The 15,915-nt window shown below is 73.0% G+C and carries 15 protein-coding genes; 10 read left to right on the forward strand and 5 right to left on the reverse strand.

Annotation, left to right across the window (positions count from 1 at the left end; translation table 11 throughout):
• Positions 1 to 43: 43 nt before the first annotated feature.
• From OHA73_RS21840 to cobJ, 3 genes are read left to right on the forward strand one after another with little or no spacing between them, the layout of a single operon-like run.
• Entirely contained in the window at positions 44 to 1,321 is a 1,278-nt protein-coding gene (locus tag OHA73_RS21840) for a cobalamin biosynthesis protein CobG (protein ID WP_443063108.1), read from the forward strand.
• An 8-nt stretch (positions 1,322 to 1,329) separates the two neighbouring features.
• Positions 1,330 to 1,980 carry a precorrin-8X methylmutase gene (locus OHA73_RS21845; protein WP_267069943.1) on the forward strand — a complete coding sequence of 217 codons (651 nt, stop codon included), beginning with the start codon at positions 1,330 to 1,332 and terminating at the stop codon, positions 1,978 to 1,980.
• A complete protein-coding gene (gene cobJ, locus OHA73_RS21850) occupies positions 1,977 to 3,491 on the forward strand; it encodes a precorrin-3B C(17)-methyltransferase (protein WP_327655912.1) in 1,515 nt (504 codons plus the stop codon). Before OHA73_RS21845 ends, cobJ begins: the two co-directional genes overlap by 4 nt.
• On the opposite strand, the gene OHA73_RS21855 is transcribed toward cobJ, so the two are convergent.
• Positions 3,488 to 4,261, reverse strand: a complete 774-nt coding sequence (locus OHA73_RS21855) for a cobalt-precorrin-6A reductase (protein WP_266711763.1) — start codon at positions 4,259 to 4,261, stop codon at positions 3,488 to 3,490. The two genes, cobJ and OHA73_RS21855, sit on opposite strands and share 4 nt — an antisense overlap.
• A gap of 11 nt (positions 4,262 to 4,272) precedes the next feature.
• Between OHA73_RS21855 and OHA73_RS21860 the strand changes: the two genes are divergently transcribed.
• The 4 genes from OHA73_RS21860 (at position 4,273) to OHA73_RS21875 (ending at position 7,999) form a co-directional block, all read left to right on the forward strand.
• Positions 4,273 to 5,406 carry a cobalt-precorrin-5B (C(1))-methyltransferase gene (locus OHA73_RS21860; protein WP_267069941.1) on the forward strand — a complete coding sequence of 378 codons (1,134 nt, stop codon included), beginning with the start codon at positions 4,273 to 4,275 and terminating at the stop codon, positions 5,404 to 5,406.
• 43 nt (positions 5,407 to 5,449) lie between these two features.
• A complete protein-coding gene (locus tag OHA73_RS21865; protein ID WP_267069940.1) occupies positions 5,450 to 7,384 on the forward strand; it encodes an SMI1/KNR4 family protein in 1,935 nt (644 codons plus the stop codon).
• 89 nt (positions 7,385 to 7,473) lie between these two features.
• A complete protein-coding gene (locus tag OHA73_RS21870) occupies positions 7,474 to 7,743 on the forward strand; it encodes a type II toxin-antitoxin system Phd/YefM family antitoxin (protein ID WP_266711769.1) in 270 nt (89 codons plus the stop codon).
• Entirely contained in the window at positions 7,736 to 7,999 is a 264-nt protein-coding gene (locus OHA73_RS21875) for a type II toxin-antitoxin system RelE family toxin (RefSeq protein ID WP_267069939.1), read from the forward strand. Before OHA73_RS21870 ends, OHA73_RS21875 begins: the two co-directional genes overlap by 8 nt.
• Before the next feature lie 24 nt (positions 8,000 to 8,023).
• Here the strand turns inward: OHA73_RS21875 and cobM are convergent, their stop codons facing one another.
• Both cobM and cbiE read right to left on the reverse strand, forming a co-directional pair.
• Positions 8,024 to 8,773: a precorrin-4 C(11)-methyltransferase gene (gene cobM, locus OHA73_RS21880; RefSeq protein ID WP_266711773.1), complete on the reverse strand. Its 750-nt coding sequence runs from the start codon at positions 8,771 to 8,773 to the stop codon at positions 8,024 to 8,026.
• On the reverse strand, positions 8,770 to 10,032 hold the full coding sequence (gene cbiE, locus OHA73_RS21885; RefSeq protein WP_443063109.1) for a precorrin-6y C5,15-methyltransferase (decarboxylating) subunit CbiE: 1,263 nt from the start codon (positions 10,030 to 10,032) through the stop codon (positions 8,770 to 8,772). The genes cobM and cbiE overlap by 4 nt, the downstream gene beginning before the upstream one ends.
• 120 nt (positions 10,033 to 10,152) lie before the next feature.
• On the opposite strand from cbiE, the gene OHA73_RS21890 reads away from it, so the two are divergent.
• Together OHA73_RS21890 and OHA73_RS21895 are read left to right on the forward strand one after the other, a co-directional pair.
• On the forward strand, positions 10,153 to 10,563 hold the full coding sequence (locus OHA73_RS21890; RefSeq protein ID WP_266711775.1) for a bleomycin resistance protein: 411 nt from the start codon (positions 10,153 to 10,155) through the stop codon (positions 10,561 to 10,563).
• A gap of 98 nt (positions 10,564 to 10,661) precedes the next feature.
• Entirely contained in the window at positions 10,662 to 12,458 is a 1,797-nt protein-coding gene (locus tag OHA73_RS21895; protein WP_267069938.1) for a DUF6049 family protein, read from the forward strand.
• A 26-nt stretch (positions 12,459 to 12,484) separates the two neighbouring features.
• Here the strand turns inward: OHA73_RS21895 and OHA73_RS21900 are convergent, their stop codons facing one another.
• Positions 12,485 to 13,447 (reverse strand): S8 family peptidase, encoded by a 963-nt coding sequence (locus tag OHA73_RS21900; RefSeq protein ID WP_266711779.1) that lies wholly within the window; start codon positions 13,445 to 13,447, stop codon positions 12,485 to 12,487.
• Between the two features lie 108 nt (positions 13,448 to 13,555).
• Positions 13,556 to 14,494: a LysR family transcriptional regulator gene (locus OHA73_RS21905; protein ID WP_266718713.1), complete on the reverse strand. Its 939-nt coding sequence runs from the start codon at positions 14,492 to 14,494 to the stop codon at positions 13,556 to 13,558.
• A gap of 135 nt (positions 14,495 to 14,629) precedes the next feature.
• On the opposite strand from OHA73_RS21905, the gene OHA73_RS21910 reads away from it, so the two are divergent.
• Entirely contained in the window at positions 14,630 to 15,868 is a 1,239-nt protein-coding gene (locus OHA73_RS21910) for an MFS transporter (protein ID WP_327655913.1), read from the forward strand.
• Positions 15,869 to 15,915 lie beyond the last annotated feature (47 nt).

Consider the following 15,915-nt stretch of genomic DNA (forward strand, 5'->3'; position numbering starts at 1 on the left):
GACGGGCTCCGGTGACGCCTGTCCCGGGGCTTTGCGTCTACACATGGCCGACGACGGGTTTCTCGCGCGGGTGCGGATCCCTGGCGGGGTGCTGAGCGTGGACCAGGCGCGGGCGCTCGCCGGGGCGGCGGGGCGGCTCGGGGACGGGATGCTGCGTCTCACCTCGCGGGGGAATGTGCAGTTGCGGGGTTTGCGGGACGGGTGCGGGGCGGAGTTGGCGGGGGTGCTCGGGGCGGCCGGGCTGCTGCCGTCTGCCGCGCACGAGCGGGTCCGCAACGTGGTGGCTTCGCCGATGTCCGGGCTCGACGGGTGCGGGTTCGTGGACGTGCGGGAGTGGTTGACCGGGCTCGACGCGGGGCTGTGTGCGAGTTCCGTCACGCCGGAGTTGTCCGGGCGGTTTCTGTTCGGGTTGGACGACGGTCGGGGGGACGTGGCTGCGCTGCGGCCCGACGTGTTGGTGCGGGGCTTGCCGTCCGGCGAGGCGGAGGTGTTCCTCGGGGAGGTGGGGGTGCGGGTTCCGTACGCTCGCGCGGCGGAGGTCGCGGTCGCCGCGGCGGAGGTGTTCGTGGCGGCTGCGCGGGAGGCGTCGGGGCGGGTGTGGCGTGTGGCTGAACTTGGGCTTCCCGCCGAGGAGTTGGAGCGTCTGCTGTCCGCCCACCCGGCGTTGACGCCTCGGGGCTCCGCCCCGGACCCCGCTGCTCAATCGCCGCAGGGGCTGGATTTTGCCGAACCGGCGTTGACGCCACGGGGCTCCGCCCCGGACCCCGCTGCTCAATCGCCGCAGGGGCTTAATTCGGCCGCCACCGCCTTGGGCAATCTGCCGCCTTGGGCGGCAGGGTGGGCAAGGCGGCCCCCGGTGCCGCGCAACAAGGACGTTGGGCCCGGCCCCGGTGCCCGGCCGGTGGTCACCGTGCCGCTCGGGGCCATCGGGCCTCGCCAATGGGACGCGCTCACCGAGTTGGCCGGGCAGCTTCCCCCGCGGGAGCTGCGGCTGACGCCCTGGCGCAGCGTCGTCGTGCCCGGGGCCACGCCGGAGCAGATCGAGCGGCTCGCCGAGACCGGACTCGTGGCCGACCCCACCTCCCCCTGGACCCGCGTAGCGGCATGTATCGGGCGGCCCGGGTGCGCCAAGTCCCACGCCGACGTACGGCACGACGCCACCGTCCACCTCGGCGACGCCCACCCGACCCTCCCCACCTACTGGTCCGGCTGCGAACGCCGCTGCGGGCACCCCGCCGAGCCGTACGTCGACATCGTGGCGCAGCCCGACGGCAGCCACACCACCACCGTTCCCTCCGTCCCCCACCACACCGAGAGCTGAGACCAACCGTGTTCGACTACGAGAAGGACGGCGCGGCGATCTACCGCGAGTCCTTTGCCACGATCCGCGCGGAAGCCGCGGACGGACTCGCGGCGCTGCCCGCCGACGTCGCCCAGGTGGCCGTCCGCATGATCCACGCCTGCGGCCAGGTGGATCTCGTACAGGACATCGGCCACTCGACCGGCGTCGTGGCGAACGCGCGGGCCGCGCTGCGCGCCGGGGCGCCCATCCTGTGCGACGCCCACATGGTCGCCAGCGGCGTCACCCGCAAGCGGCTCCCCGCCGACAACGAGGTCGTCTGTACTCTCCGGGACCCTCAAGTCCCGTCGCTGGCAGCCGAGTTGGGGACCACCCGCAGCGCCGCCGCGCTCGAACTCTGGCGCGACCGCCTCGACGGTGCCGTCGTCGCCATCGGTAACGCACCCACCGCGCTCTTCCACCTCATGGAGATGATCGCGAAGGGCGCGCCGAAGCCCGCCGCCGTGCTCGGCATACCCGTCGGCTTCGTCGGCGCCGCCGAGTCGAAGGACGCGCTCGCCGCGAACGAACTGGGCCTCGAACACCTCGTCGTACGGGGACGCAGGGGCGGCAGCGCCATCACCGCCGCCGCACTGAACGCGATCGCGACCGAGGCGGAGATCATGGAGGACCGGGCATGAGCAACGCGCCTTCCCAGCAGGGCAAGCTGTACGGCGTCGGGCTCGGTCCCGGCGACCCGGAGTTGATGACGGTGGCCGCGGTGAAGGCGATCGCCTCCGCCGACGTCATCGCGTACCACTGCGCACGCCACGGACGTTCCATCGCCCGCTCGATCGCCGCGGAGCACATCCGCGAGGAGCAGATCGAGGAGCGGCTGATGTACCCGCTCACGGTCGAGACGACGGACCACCCCGGCGGCTACCGGGGCGCGCTCGACGACTTCTACGCCGAGGCCGCCGCCACCCTCGCCGCCCACCTCGACGCGGGCCGCACGGTCGCCGTGCTCGCCGAGGGCGACCCGATGTTCTACGGCTCGTACCAGCACATGCACAAGAGGCTCGCCGACCGTTACGAGACGACCGTCATCCCGGGCGTCACGTCCATCAGCGCGGCGGCCGCACGGCTCGGGCAGCCGCTGTGCGAGGACAAGGAGACGCTGACCGTCATCCCCGGCACGCTCCCGGAGGACGAGCTGTCCGCGCGGATCGCCGCGGCGGACTCCGCGGTCGTCATGAAGCTGGGGCGTACGTTCACCAAGGTGCGTGCGGCGCTGGAGAGTTCGGGGCGACTCGACGACGCGCGCTACGTCGAGCGCGCCTTCATGGACGGCGAGCGCACGGGTGCACTCGCCGACATCGACCCGGCCTCCGTGCCGTACTTCTCCGTCGCCGTGCTGCCCTCGCGGGTCGACGCGGAACCGGTGGCGGACCCGGACCCGGCTCGCGGCGAGGTCGTGGTCGTCGGCACCGGTCCCGCGGGCGCGCCCTGGCTGACGCCTGAGTCGCGCGGCGCCCTCGCGAACGCCGACGACCTGGTCGGCTACACCACGTACATCGCGCGCGTCCCCGAACGGCCGGGGCAGGTGCGGCACGGCTCGGACAACAAGGTCGAGTCCGAGCGCGCCGAGTTCGCCCTCGACCTGGCCCGCCGCGGGCATCGCGTCGCGGTCGTCTCCGGGGGCGACCCCGGCGTCTTCGCGATGGCGACGGCGGTACTCGAAGTCGCCTCGGAGGACCGCTACTCGGGGATACCGGTGCGGGTGCTGCCCGGCGTGACGGCGGCCAACGCGGCGGCGGCGAAGGCGGGCGCGCCCCTCGGCCACGACTACGCGACGATTTCGTTGTCGGACCGGCTCAAGCCGTGGGAGGTCATCGCGGAACGCCTCCGTACGGCGGCGGCCGCGGATCTCGTCCTGGCCCTCTACAACCCCGGTTCGCGCAGCCGGACCTGGCAGGTGGGCAAGGCGCGCGAGCTGCTCCTCGAGCTGCGGCTGCCGGACACCCCGGTGGTGCTCGCGCGCGATGTCGGCGGCCCCGAGGAGAGCGTCCGCGTCATCCGCCTCGCGGACCTGGACCCGGAGGTCGTCGACATGCGTACGTTGCTGATCGTCGGCTCGTCCCAGACCCAGGCGGTGGTCCGTGCGGACGGCCGTACGGTGACGTGGACCCCACGCCGCTACCCCGACTTTTAAGCCCCGCTTGTGGACGAGAGGCCGCGGGGGCCGGGGCAGAGCCCCGAGGCGTTGAGCCACTCGGCCGCTTCCTCGACGGTCGTGGCCACCGGGACCCCGTCGGGTACCGGGGGACGGCGGACCACGACCACCGGCACCCCGGCCTCGCGGGCGGCGGTCAGCTTCGGGGACGTCGCCGCCCCGCCGCTGTCCTTGGTCACCAGGACGTCGATGGCGTGGTCCGCGAGGACCGCGCGTTCGGCGTCCAGCGTGAACGGGCCACGGTCCAGCAACACCTCCATCCGCGGCGGAAACGGCGGCTCGGGCGCGTCCACGGACCGTACGAGGAAGTGCGCGTCGTCGACATGGGCGAACGCGGCGAGACCCATCCGCCCCGTGGTGAGAAAGACCCGCCCCGCCCCACGCACCGCCTCCGCCGCCTCCTCCAGCGACGCGACCTCCCGCCAGTCGTCCCCCACACCCGGCACCCACCCGGGCCGCCGCAGCGCGAGCAGGGGAACATGGGCGGTGGCGGCGGCCCGCGCCGCATTGAAACTGATCGTCTCGGCGAAGGGATGGGTCGCATCGATGACCGCGCTCACCGCGTGCTCGCACACCCACTCCGCCATCCCCTCGGCACCCCCGAACCCACCGATCCGCACCTCACCGACCGGCAGCCGGGGCGCCGCGACGCGCCCCGCGAGCGAGCTGGTCACACGGACGTGCGGATGCAGGGCCTCGGCCAGGCGCCGGGCCTCGGTCGTCCCGCCGAGAATCAGCACGTGCGGCATCGGGGAACTCCATGAGTGGTGAGACAGAAGCGAAGGGTGGACGCGGCGCCCAACTCAAGCACACCGGTCTGCGCCCCGGCTGGACGACCGGCGCCTGCGCGACCGCCGCGACCACGGCCGCGTACACGGCACTCCTGACCGGCGAGTTCCCCGACCCGGTGACGATCACCCTCCCGAAGGGCCAGACACCGTCGTTCGCCCTCGCGGTCGAGTCCCACGACGGGGAGTCCGCGACGGCGGGCGTGGTCAAGGACGCAGGCGACGACCCGGACGTCACGCACGGCGCGCTCGTACGGTCCACGGTGCGGCGCCTCCCGCCCGGCTCTGGAGTGGTCTTCAAGGCGGGCCCAGGCGTCGGCACGGTCACCCGGCCCGGACTCCCGCTGCCCGTCGGCGAACCGGCCGTCAACCCCGTGCCCCGCGAGATGATCCGCACGCACATCGACCGGGTGGCTGGGGCGCAGGGCGTCCCCGGCGACGTAGAGGTCACGATCTCCATCGACCACGGCGAGGAGATCGCCCGCTCGACCTGGAACCCCCGCCTCGGCATCCTCGGCGGCCTCTCGGTCCTCGGCACGACGGGGATCGTCGTCCCCTACTCGTGCTCGGCGTGGATCGACTCGATCCGCCGCGGCGTGGACGTGGCGCGGGCGGCGGGACGCACACACGTGGCGGGCTGCACGGGCTCCACGTCCGAGAAGACGGTCGTCCGCGAACACGACCTGCCCGAGGACGCGTTGCTCGACATGGGCGACTTCGCGGGCGCGGTCCTGAAGTACATCCGCCGCCACCCGGTCGACCGCCTCACCATCTGCGGCGGCTTCGCCAAACTCTCCAAACTGGCGGCCGGCCACCTGGACCTCCACTCGGGCCGCTCCCAGGTCGACAAGACCTTCCTCGCGGAACTGGCCCGCAGGGGCGGCGCGTCGGAGGCACTGGCCCAGGAGGTCACCGAAGCCAACACCGGCCTCGCCGCCCTCCAACTCTGCACGGCGGCAGGCGTCCCCCTGGGCGACCTGGTGGCGAACACGGCCCGCGACGAGGCCCTCGCGGTCCTCCGCGGCGCCCCTGTCGCGGTCGACGTCATCTGCATCGACCGGGCGGGAACGGTCGTCGGCCGGAGCGGGGCACAGGGACCGCGCTGACACGTCACGGCCGTTGTCAGTGGCGGGTGCCATCCTGGCGTTCATGGGGAACTCGGGGTGGGGGCCGCTGCTCAAGCGGTGGAGCGAGGAATGGCTGGAGGCGCGGCGCGCCGAGGACTCGGACGTGTTCGAGGACCTGGACGAGGACGTCGTGCGGGACCGCTGGCTGGGCTTCGAACCGGCCGGGGCGGAGGCCGTCTCGGCGTTGGAGGAGCGGATCCGGGGGCTCGGGATAGACGTGCCGCTGCCGCCGTCGTTGCGCGGGTTCCTCGAGACGACGGACGGGTGGCGGCACGCCGGCGGCTGGGTCTATCTGCTGGCGGGGGCGGCGGACATCGGGCCGTACGGGGATCCGTACGGGCAGCAGGCGCTGTACGAGGAGTATCTGGACGAGGACGCGCCCGACGACGAGGTACTCCTGGCCGGCATGTGGGGGCGGGCGCTACAGCTGTCGCTCGACTCGGACATGACGGATGTGCTGCTCGACCCGGGCGACGTGGGCGCCGACGGGGAGTGGGCGGTGTACGTGTACCACGGGTGGAGTGGTGAACGGCCGGGCCGGTACCCGTCGTTCCGCGCGTTCATGGAGGACATGTACCAGGAGTTCTACCGCCTGGGCAGCGGTCACTCCAGCTTCGAGAACGCGGTGACGCGGGACCTCGACTCGCGAGTGGAGGATGCCCGACTCGCCTGCCTGAGAGGCGAGTTGGACAACGCGCTCGACGTCTTCCGTGAAGCGGGGGAACTCGGCAGGCCCCGGGCCGGCCTGCTGGCCGCACAGCTGCGGACACTGCTCGGCGACGGCGGCGGCTGGGTGCCGGTCGACCCGCGCATGGACGATCCGCTGTACGCGGGCGAGGTGCTGCCCTTGAAGGCGCTCCACCACGTGCGCGAGGGCGGGCAGCGCGACGACCTCGTGCTCGGCCCGGTGACCGAGGACTACGCGACGGACCGGGAGCGGGCCGCGGCCGTGCTGGCGCGGATCAGGGAGCGTACGTACGAGTACGCGTCGCCGGGGCCCTTCGGGCGCGCGGTCGTCGAGGCCAGGGAGCTGGCGCGCTGGGGCGACACGGACGGCGCCTGGCGGGTGCTCGCGGCGGCGGTCCCGCGCTGGGAACCGTATCGGGACGACCACGTGGCACCGTTCGGCCTGCTCGGCGACCCGCTGCTGGGCCCGGTCGTCACGCCGGAACGCGGCCGGGAACTGCTCACCACGCCTCGCGCCGGTCAGACGGCAGCCGCGCCCGCCGACCGGAATGAGCCGAAGCCGGTGGTGGTGCCCGACGGGCTCGGATGGCTGACCCAGTGGCACCCGAGGGCCGAACTGCGCCGGGACGCCTACCGGTTCGTTCTTGTGGAGGACATCCGCCCCGAGGAGCTGGCGGAGCGGTTCGGTGCGGGACCGCTGGAGCCCGTGGCGGCCGAGTCCGACCTGCGGAACCTTCCCTTCGCGCAGCCGCGACGGCAGGGCCCCCGCACCCCTCTGGCCAGGATCGGCGCCCTGGACGGCTGGAGCTTCGCCTTCGAGTCGGGCCTCTGGCCGGACGCCGAGTCGGGGCGCCTGCCGGCCTTCGACCCGGACCGCCTGACACACCCGGGCACCGCCCTGTCGCACGGCACCCGCGCCCTCACGGTCTGGTGGGAACCCGGCCTGTTCCACTTCGCGTGCGCCGAGGACGGCGAGCAGCGGTACGCCTTCACGGTCCACGAGAACGAGCGCCAGGAAACGGGCACGATCCCCGCCGCACTCTCCCCCGCCCTACTGTTCCCCGACCCCACAGGACCCGCCGCCGACCTCTCGGACGAGAACCGCGCGCTGGACGCGATAGCGGCGACGTTCGACGTCTCGCTGCCCCAATTCGCCCTGAACACCGGCCGGTTGCCCGTCCTGCCGACCCGCCCGTGGCTCGGCAGCAGACCACCGGAAGCCGCGAAGCCGGGCGCGAGGCTCACGTTCACGCGCAGGAGGGCCCGGTGAGCCGGTTCAACGGCCATCGGCCATCGGCCATCGGCCATCGGCCATCGGCCATCATGTGTACACATGGCACACTAGGTACATTTGAGCGTATGACGCAGCCGCTGCCCATAGAGTCCATCCGCGATGTCCGCGCGCACCTGGCCGAGGTGGTGGAGCGGGCCGACCGGGACGACGTGCCCACGGTGATCACGCGCCGCGGCAAAGAGGTCGCCGCCGTTGTGTCCATCGAGGTGCTGCGGAAGTACCAGGAATGGGAAGAGCGCGAGATCAACCGCATCATCGACGAGCGCATGGCGAAGCCCTCGGCCGGCGTCCCGATCGAGGACGTCATGAGGGAGACGTTGGCGCGCGGTGAGTGAGTACCGCACCGTCTTCCACCCCGAGGCACAGGCCGAACTGCGCAAGATCCCGCGCGCCATGGCACTCCGCATCCTGGCCAAACTGACCGAGCTGGAGAGCGATCCGCTCGGCTTCAACACCACCGCGCTGGTTTCCCAGCCCGACAGGCGCCGCCTCCGAGTGGGCGACTACCGCGTGATCTACACGATCGACAACGGCGAGCTGGTGGTGTGGGTCGTGCACATCGGGCGTCGGTCCACCGTTCACGAGACCTGAGTTACGAGATCTGAGTTCCCCGACTCAGCACACGTGCCGGTCGCGTTCCGTCGAGTACAAGTGGCTGTCGCGGAACTGCGAAGCGCCGAGCGTGCGGCCCACCAGGATGACCGCCGTGCGCAGCACGCCCGCCCCCTTCACCTGGTCCGCGATGTCGGCGAGCGTGCCGCGCAGGACCAGTTCGTCGGCGCGGCTGGCGTAGGCGACCACCGCGGCCGGGCAGTCCTCGCCGTAGTGGGGGACGAGTTCGGCGACGATCCGGTCCACGTAGCGGGCGCCCAGGTGCAGGACCAGGAGTGCGCCGCTCGCGCCCAGCGTCGCCAGGTCCTCGCCGGGAGGCATCGGCGTGGCCTGCTGGGCGATGCGGGTCAGGATCACCGTCTGGCCGACCGTCGGCACCGTCAGTTCGCGCTTCAGGGCCGCTGCCGCCGCCGCGAACGCCGGGACGCCGGGCACCACTTCGTACGGGATGCCGAGTGCGTCCAGGCGGCGCATCTGTTCCGCCACCGCGGAGAACACCGACGGGTCGCCGGAGTGGAGGCGGGCGACGTCGTGGCCCGCCTCGTGTGCGGCCACGTATTCGCGCTCGATGGCGTCCAGGTCGAGGTTCGCCGTGTCGATGAGGCGTGCGTCCTGTGGGCACTCGGAGAGGAGCTCCTCCGGGACCAGTGAACCCGCGTACAGGCACACCTGGCACGCCGCCAGCGTGCGCGCGCCGCGCAGGGTGATCAGGTCCGCGGCTCCGGGGCCCGCCCCGATGAAGTAGACGGTCATCGATCCTCAACCCCTGTTTTCGTTACTGACCATTGCGTGACCGGCATCGCCTGCCGCCATCCGGTGAAGCCGCCGACCGGCACCGCGTGCGCGACGGAGAGCTTCACCAACTCGCCTCCGTGGCGGCGGTACCAGTCCGCCAGGAGGGCCTCGGATTCGAGGGTGACCGTGTTGGCCACCAGGCGGCCGCCCGGCGCGAGCGCCGCCCAGCAGGCGTCGAGCAGGCCCGGCGCCGTGAGGCCGCCGCCGATGAACACCGCGTCGGGAGAAGGGAGTTCGGCCAGGGCGGCGGGCGCCGGGCCCGTCACCACGTGCAGGGTCGGGACGCCGAGGCGGGACGCGTTGCCCGCGATGCGCTCCGCCCGTACCGGGTCCTTCTCCACCGTGTACGCGGCGCAGGAGGGGTGCGTGCGCATCCACTCGATCGCGATCGAGCCCGAGCCGCCGCCGATGTCCCACAGCAGCTCACCCGGCGCGGGCGCGAGCGCGGCCAGCGTCGCGGCGCGCACATGCCGCTTCGTGAGCTGGCCGTCGCTGTCGTACGCGGCGTCGGGCAGGCCCGGTACCGCGCCGAGGCGCAGGGCGTCGGGGCCGCGGCGGCAGTCGACGGCGATGACGTTGAGGGGGTCGCCGGGGGCGTGCGGCCACACCTCGGCCACGCCCTCGTACGCCGACTCCTGCTCGGTGCCGAGCTGTTCCAGGACGGTGAGGCGGCTGGGGCCGAAGCCGCGCGCGGTGAGCAGCGCCGCCACCTCGGCGGGGGTGTCCGCGCCCGCCGAGAGGACCAGGACGCGGCGGCCGTCGTGCAGTGCGGCGGTGAGGCGGTCCGCCGGGCGGCCGACCAGCGTCACGACCTCGGTGTCCTCGACGGGCCAGCCGAGCCGGGCGCACGCGTAGGAGAGCGAGGAGGGGTGCGGGAGGACGTGGACGGCGTCGGGGCCCGCGATCTCGGTGAGGGTCCGGCCGATCCCGTAGAACATCGGGTCGCCGCTGGCCAGGATCGCAAGGCGGCGGCCCGCGTACCGGTCGAGGAGAGCAGGGACGGCGGGGCGCAGGGGCGAGGGCCACGGGACGCGTTCGGCGGCGCACTCGGCGGGCAGCAGGGCGAGTTGGCGCGGTCCACCGAGGACGGCGTCGGCGGCGAGGAGCGCGGTGCGCGAGGTGTCCGGGAGGCCCGGCCAGCCGTCGGCCCCGATCCCGACGACGGTCGCCACGGGTCCTGCGGGGTGCGCGGGAGACGCGGGTGTCGCGGGAGTCACTGCCAGGTACCTCGTAGGTCGTACGTCATGCTCAGGAAGGTCACGTCAAGGCCGTCGACGTCGGGAGCCGCACTCTATCGGGCGACATCGGCGCCCCGGCCGAGCGCCCCTGGAGGCCCGATGTCCCGCACCCCGACGACCGGCCGCGTCGCCCCGGTCATGCCCGGCCGCGACCTGGAGGCGACCGTCGCCTTCTACGCCGACCTCGGCTTCACCGCCGACGCCCACTATCCGGACGACGGCTATCTGATCCTCGTCCGCGACACCGTCGAACTGCACTTCTTCCACGCCCCCGACACCGACCCGCTGAGCACCGCGCACGCCGCGTACCTGCGGCTCGACGGGGGCGCGCACATCGCGGACGCCCTGTACGAGGAGTGGCGGGGCGTCGGCCTGAGCCAGGCCCCCGACGCGACGCCGCGGCTCGTCGAGCCGGACGACACGGTGTACGGGATGCGGGAGTTCGCGCTCGTCGACCCGGACGGGAACCTGCTGCGGATCGGCTCCGAACTGGAGGAGCGGGAGGGCTGACGCCGACGCGCCGCCCGGCCGTCCGGTCCTCGTACCGGCCCCCTCCACGGTGTTACCTCAAGACCTCAGGGACCGGCGGCAGAGGGGAACGAGGCGGCATGGCGAGGAACGGGACGGCACGGGCCTGGGTCGTGTGCGCCATGGTGCTCGGGGCCACGGCCCTCCCCGGTACGACGCCGGAGGCGACCGCGGCGGACGACCCCACACAGGCCGCCGTCGTCTGGCCGGTGACCACGACCCCGCACATGACGGCGGCCGCGCTCGGCTCGGGGGCGGACGCGAAGCCGGTCTTCGACGACGACTCGCTCGCCGGCCTGTTCGCGCCCGGCGGCCGGCTGCGCGAGGTCGTCGAGGCGGGCAAGGGCCGCGACGTCAGCTGGGTGCTCGACCCGGACGTGGTGATCGCCGCGCAGGAGATGTCCACCGGCTACCGCGTCGCGAAGAACTCCGACTCCGCCAGCCCGCAGGACACCACCGAGGGCACAGGACAAGGCGCGGCCCGCTCCTGGCTCAGCGCGCTGCGGGACGCCGTCGAGGGCCGCGAGGTCTGGCTCCTCCCGTACGCCGACACGGACCTTGCCTCGCTGGCCCATCACCCCGGCACCGACACCGACGACCTCACGGAGGTCGTGTCCGGGCTCGCGGCCGACACGAAGAAGCGGGTCGACCGGATCCTCGGCATCGGCACCCGCGCGGGGCTCGGCTGGCCCGCCGACGGCGCGCTCGACTCCGACGTGACCGCGCTCGGCGCCAAGCTGGGCGTGACGCGGGTGCTCGCCTCGGGCCAGGGGCTCACGCCCGCGGGCGCAGAGCCGGTGACCGTGGGCAGCGGCGACGACGCGATGACGGCGCTGCCCTACGAGGCCGACCTCACGACCGCGCTCGGCCGCGTCAAGGACCGGGCGCCCGACCCCACTCCCTCCGCGACATCCCCGTCACCGTCACCGTCGCCGTCGTCCGGCGACTCCACGTCGTCCCCGAGCGCGAGCGCCTCCGCGAGCCCCGACACCGCCGACAAGGACACCGTCGACCACATCACCGCGCTCGTGAAGGCGAACGCCCGCCCGGTCCTCGTACCGCCCCGCAATATGTCGGGAACGGCGGCGGACGCGCTCGGCGCCGCCATCGACTCCGGCACCGACGACGGCTGGCTCGACCTCCAGGACCTCCGCGCGGCCGACGACGACCCGGTGAAGGGGACGGCCGCGTCCCCGTCCGCGTACCCGGCACGGCTGCGCGCCGGCGAGCTGGACAAGGAACAACTGACCGACGCTGCGGGCAACTTGGACCGGCTCGCGACCCTCAGTAAGGTGCTCGCCGACCCGAAGGACACCACGGCGTCCGTGCACGCGGCGATGGCCCGCGCCCTGGCCACCGCCTGGCGGGTGGAGGAGGACTCGGCGCAGCGGACGTTCCAGGACCGTACGACGGACTTCCTGTCGACGTCGGTGAAGTCGCTGCGGCTGGTGCCGAAGACGACCGTCACGGTCACGTCGGGCGACGCCTCGATCCCGGTCACGGTCGACAACGCGCTCCAGCAGGAGGTCTCCGGGCTCGAACTGCGCGTCACGTCCAGCGACTCCGAGCGTCTCAAGGTCAACGACGGCGTGATCTCCGTGTCGGCCGAGGGCTCGGCGAGCCACACCTCCCAGATCGACGTCACCGCGAAGGCCAACGGCAAGGCGCATCTGACGGCGCAGCTCTACACGACGAGCGACGGCAAACCGTGGGGCGACGAGATGACCTTCGAGGTCGACGTGACGTCGGTGTCGTCCGGGGCGATCGCCGTAGTGGCGGCGGGCGTCGGGCTCATCGTCCTGGCCGCGGTGTTCCGGATGCGCCGGGTGCGCAGACGGAACAGCCGCAACGACGAGCCCGAGACCCACGACGACTGATCACAACGACTGATCACGACGACTGATTACGAGTCCTTGTCCGCCTTCTTCACCGCCGCCTCCGCGTCCACGATGCCGAGGCCCAGCTTGTCGTTGTGCTTCGGGTTGGTGGCCGTCTCCCGGATCGTGGAGATGATCTCGTCGGGGTCGAGCCCCTGGTGGTGCAGGAGCGCCGCGAGCGCGGAGACGTACGGCGCCGCCATCGACGTGCCGGAGAGCTTCCCGTAGCCGGACGTGTCCTTCAGGGTCTCCTTCGTCGTGTACGTCGGCAGCGTGGAGAGGATGTCCTCGCCGGGGGCCGAAACGGCCTGCTCCGCACCGAAGTTGGAGAAGTCGGCCGCCGTGCCCTTCTCGGTGCTCGCGCCGACCACCAGGACCGGCGTGTCCACCTTGTACGGCTGGGTGTCCGCGCCGTCGTTGCCTGCCGCGGCGACGACCACCGCGCCCTTGTCGTGGGCGTGCTGGATGGCCTGGTTGAGGATGCCGCCCTGGAGCAGCTTCGTCATCAGGACGCCCTCGCCGAGCGAGAGGTTGATGACGTCGGCGCCGTGGTCGGCGGCCCAGACGATGCCCCTGGTGATGTTGCCGTTGGACCCGGAGCCGTTCGCGCCGAGCACCCGCACCGGCATGATCTTGGCGCCGGGCGCGCCGCCCGCGACGCCGACTCCGTTGTCGGTGTGGGCGGCGGCGATGCCGGAGACGTGGGTGCCGTGGCCGTTGAGGTCCTTGGGGTCGTCGTCGCCGTCGACGAAGTCGTGGCCGTCGACGAGCCGGCCCTTGAGGTCGGGGTGGTCGGTGGCGACGCCGGAGTCGACGACGGCGATGGTCGTGTCGTCGCCCTTCGACGTGTCCCAGGCGGCCGGCAGTTTCATCGCGTCGAGGGCCCACTGGTCCTTCCGCATGGGGTCCGGCTTGCTGTCGTCCCCGCAAGCGGTCAGGAGCAGGAGGCTGGCGACGGTGGCGGCGACGAGCGGTGTACGGATGCGCATGTTCCGAGCCTGCGGGCCCCCGCCGCCTCACGCATGTGGTGGCCAGCCGTGTGGGCTACCGCCGGCGTCAACGCGCCCAACCCGACATTCAGCGCGCCGAGCCCGGCCTCAACGCGCCCAGCCCGGCGTCCAGAAGTCGCCCGAGCCGTCCTCCTGCCGCTCGTACCGGTCCGTCAGATACGCACGGAGCGCCGCGAGACCGGGGTGCCGGTTGTCGTCCCGCCACAGCAGCGACAGCGGGTAGAGCGGCGTCGGACGGCGTACGGGGATGAACCGGAGCTCGATGTCGGCGGGGCGGGTCAGGGGGGTGCGGGTGCCCATGATGGTGGCCACGTCGTCCGCCGCCGCGACCGTCCGCAGCAGGTGGCCGCCGCCGAAGGTGGTGCCGCCGACGTCGATGGTGAGACCGAAGGCGCGCTCCAACTCCTCGTAATACGCGGCCCATTCGCTGCCCTTGACCATGCCGGGCATCCAGATCCGGTGCCCGGCCAGCTCGGCGGGCGTGACCTCGGGGCGGTCCGCCAGGGGGTGCGCCGCGCCGGTGACAATGATGGCCGGCTCGTCGATGACGCGGGCGCTGCGCACCTCGCGCGGCAGCCGGTCCTCGGGCACCGCGCGCGTCCAGAACGCGGCGTCGATGCGCCCCTCGCGTACGGACGCGAGCGCGGCCCGCCCGCCGTGGCCGAGGGCGACGACGTCGAGCGGGAGGTGCGGGTGGGCCTGGTGGAAGTCCTGCACGACCCCGTTGGTGATCACGTTGGAGCCGAGCACGTCCACGCGCAGCGGGCGCCCGCCGCCGCGCACGGAGTCGGCGGCCCGCTCGGCGACCGCGAGCAGCTCCCGCGCGTGCGGCAGGAAGGTCTCGCCGTCGAGGGTGAGCCGGGCGCCGCGCGGGGCGCGCGTGAAGAGGCGCACGCCGAGCTCCCGCTCCAGTGCGGCGACGCGCTTGGAGGCGGCCTGCTGGGTGATGCCGAGCTCGGCGGCGGCGATCTGGATCTGCCCCTCGTCGGCGACGGCGACGAAGGTGCGTACGGTTTCCGGGTCCACGCTCTCCATACAACCATTGGTTGTACGGATATGAGTGCCGGTTGTTTGCCGCGGCGCGCCGCTCGGAGCTTGTATCTCCCGGTCGGAGACGGGAATCAGGGGCGGGAACCAGTGGCGGGGACGAGAGGGCGGGGCATGCGGCTCGGGCGGGATTTCGGGTGGCTGTGGGCCGCCTTCGCGGTGAGCACCGCCGGTTCGTGGCTCGCGCTCGACGCGTTCCAGCTGATCGCCGTCCTGGTGCTGCACAGCGGCGCCGCACAGGTGTCGTTCCTGTCGGCCGCCGGACTCGCGGTCGGCGCACTGCTCGCGGTGCCGCTCGGTCCGTGGATCGAGTTCCGGCGCAAGCGGCCCGTGCTGGTCCTCGCGGACCTGGTGCGCTGCGCGGCCCTGCTCACGCTGCCCCTCGCGTACGCCCTCGACGCGCTGACCTTCACTCAACTCGTCCTCGTCTCCGTGGTCGTGGCCGCCGCCGACATCGTGTTCCGCGCGGCGAGCGGCGCCCACCTCAAGGCGCTCGTCCCGGACGAGGGCCTGCTGGCAGCCAACGCCCGGTTCGAGTCGACACAGTGGACCGCCACGGCCGTCGGACCGCCGCTCGGCGGTGCGCTCATCGGCGCCTTCGGACCGCTGACGACGGTCCTCCTGGACGCGGTGAGCTACGTCCTGTCGGCGGTGGGCGTCCGCGCCATCCGCGCACCCGAGCCGAAGCCCGCGCGCAGCCCGAACGGCGGCCGGTTCAGCGCCGCGGACATCGCGCAGGGCTGGCGCCATCTGTGGCGGCAGCCCCGGCTGCGCGCCCTGTTCCTCAACAACAGCCTGGTGAACGCCCTGATCATGGTGGGCGCCCCGCTCATGGCGGTGCTGCTCCTCGACGACCTGGGCCTCGCCCCCTGGCAGTACGGCCTGGTCTTCGGGATCCCGTGCCTGGGCGGGCTCGCCGGCTCCCGGCTCACCGAGCCGCTGGTGAGGCGGTACGGGGAGCGGCGGGTGCTCCTGGTGAGCGGGTCGGTCCGGGCGTGCTGGCCGATCGGGCTCGCGTTCGTGGGGCCGGGAGTCGCGGGGATGCTCGTGGTGGTCGTCGTGGAGTTCGGCCTCATCACGTGCTCCGCCGTCTTCAGCCCCGTCATGGCGGCCGAACGGCTGCGGCTGACGGACGACGACCGGGTGGCGCGCGTGCTGTCCGCCTGGACCGTCACCCAGCGGGCCGTCACCGCCGCGCTCACGCTGGTGTGGGGCGTCTTCGCGGCACTGATCGGGACGCGCGGGGCGCTCGCGCTCGCCGGAGTGCTGCTGCTCGGGACACCCCTGCTGCTGCGCGGCCTGCGCTCCCCGGCGTGTACACCCCGCCCCGCGGCGCCCACGCTGCCAGAGTGACCACGAACAACCGCCCCAAATGCACCGGATTTCCCGGTTCATTGAGT

It is taken from the genome of Streptomyces sp. NBC_00483 (genome assembly GCF_036013745.1).
Classification (GTDB): domain Bacteria; phylum Actinomycetota; class Actinomycetes; order Streptomycetales; family Streptomycetaceae; genus Streptomyces.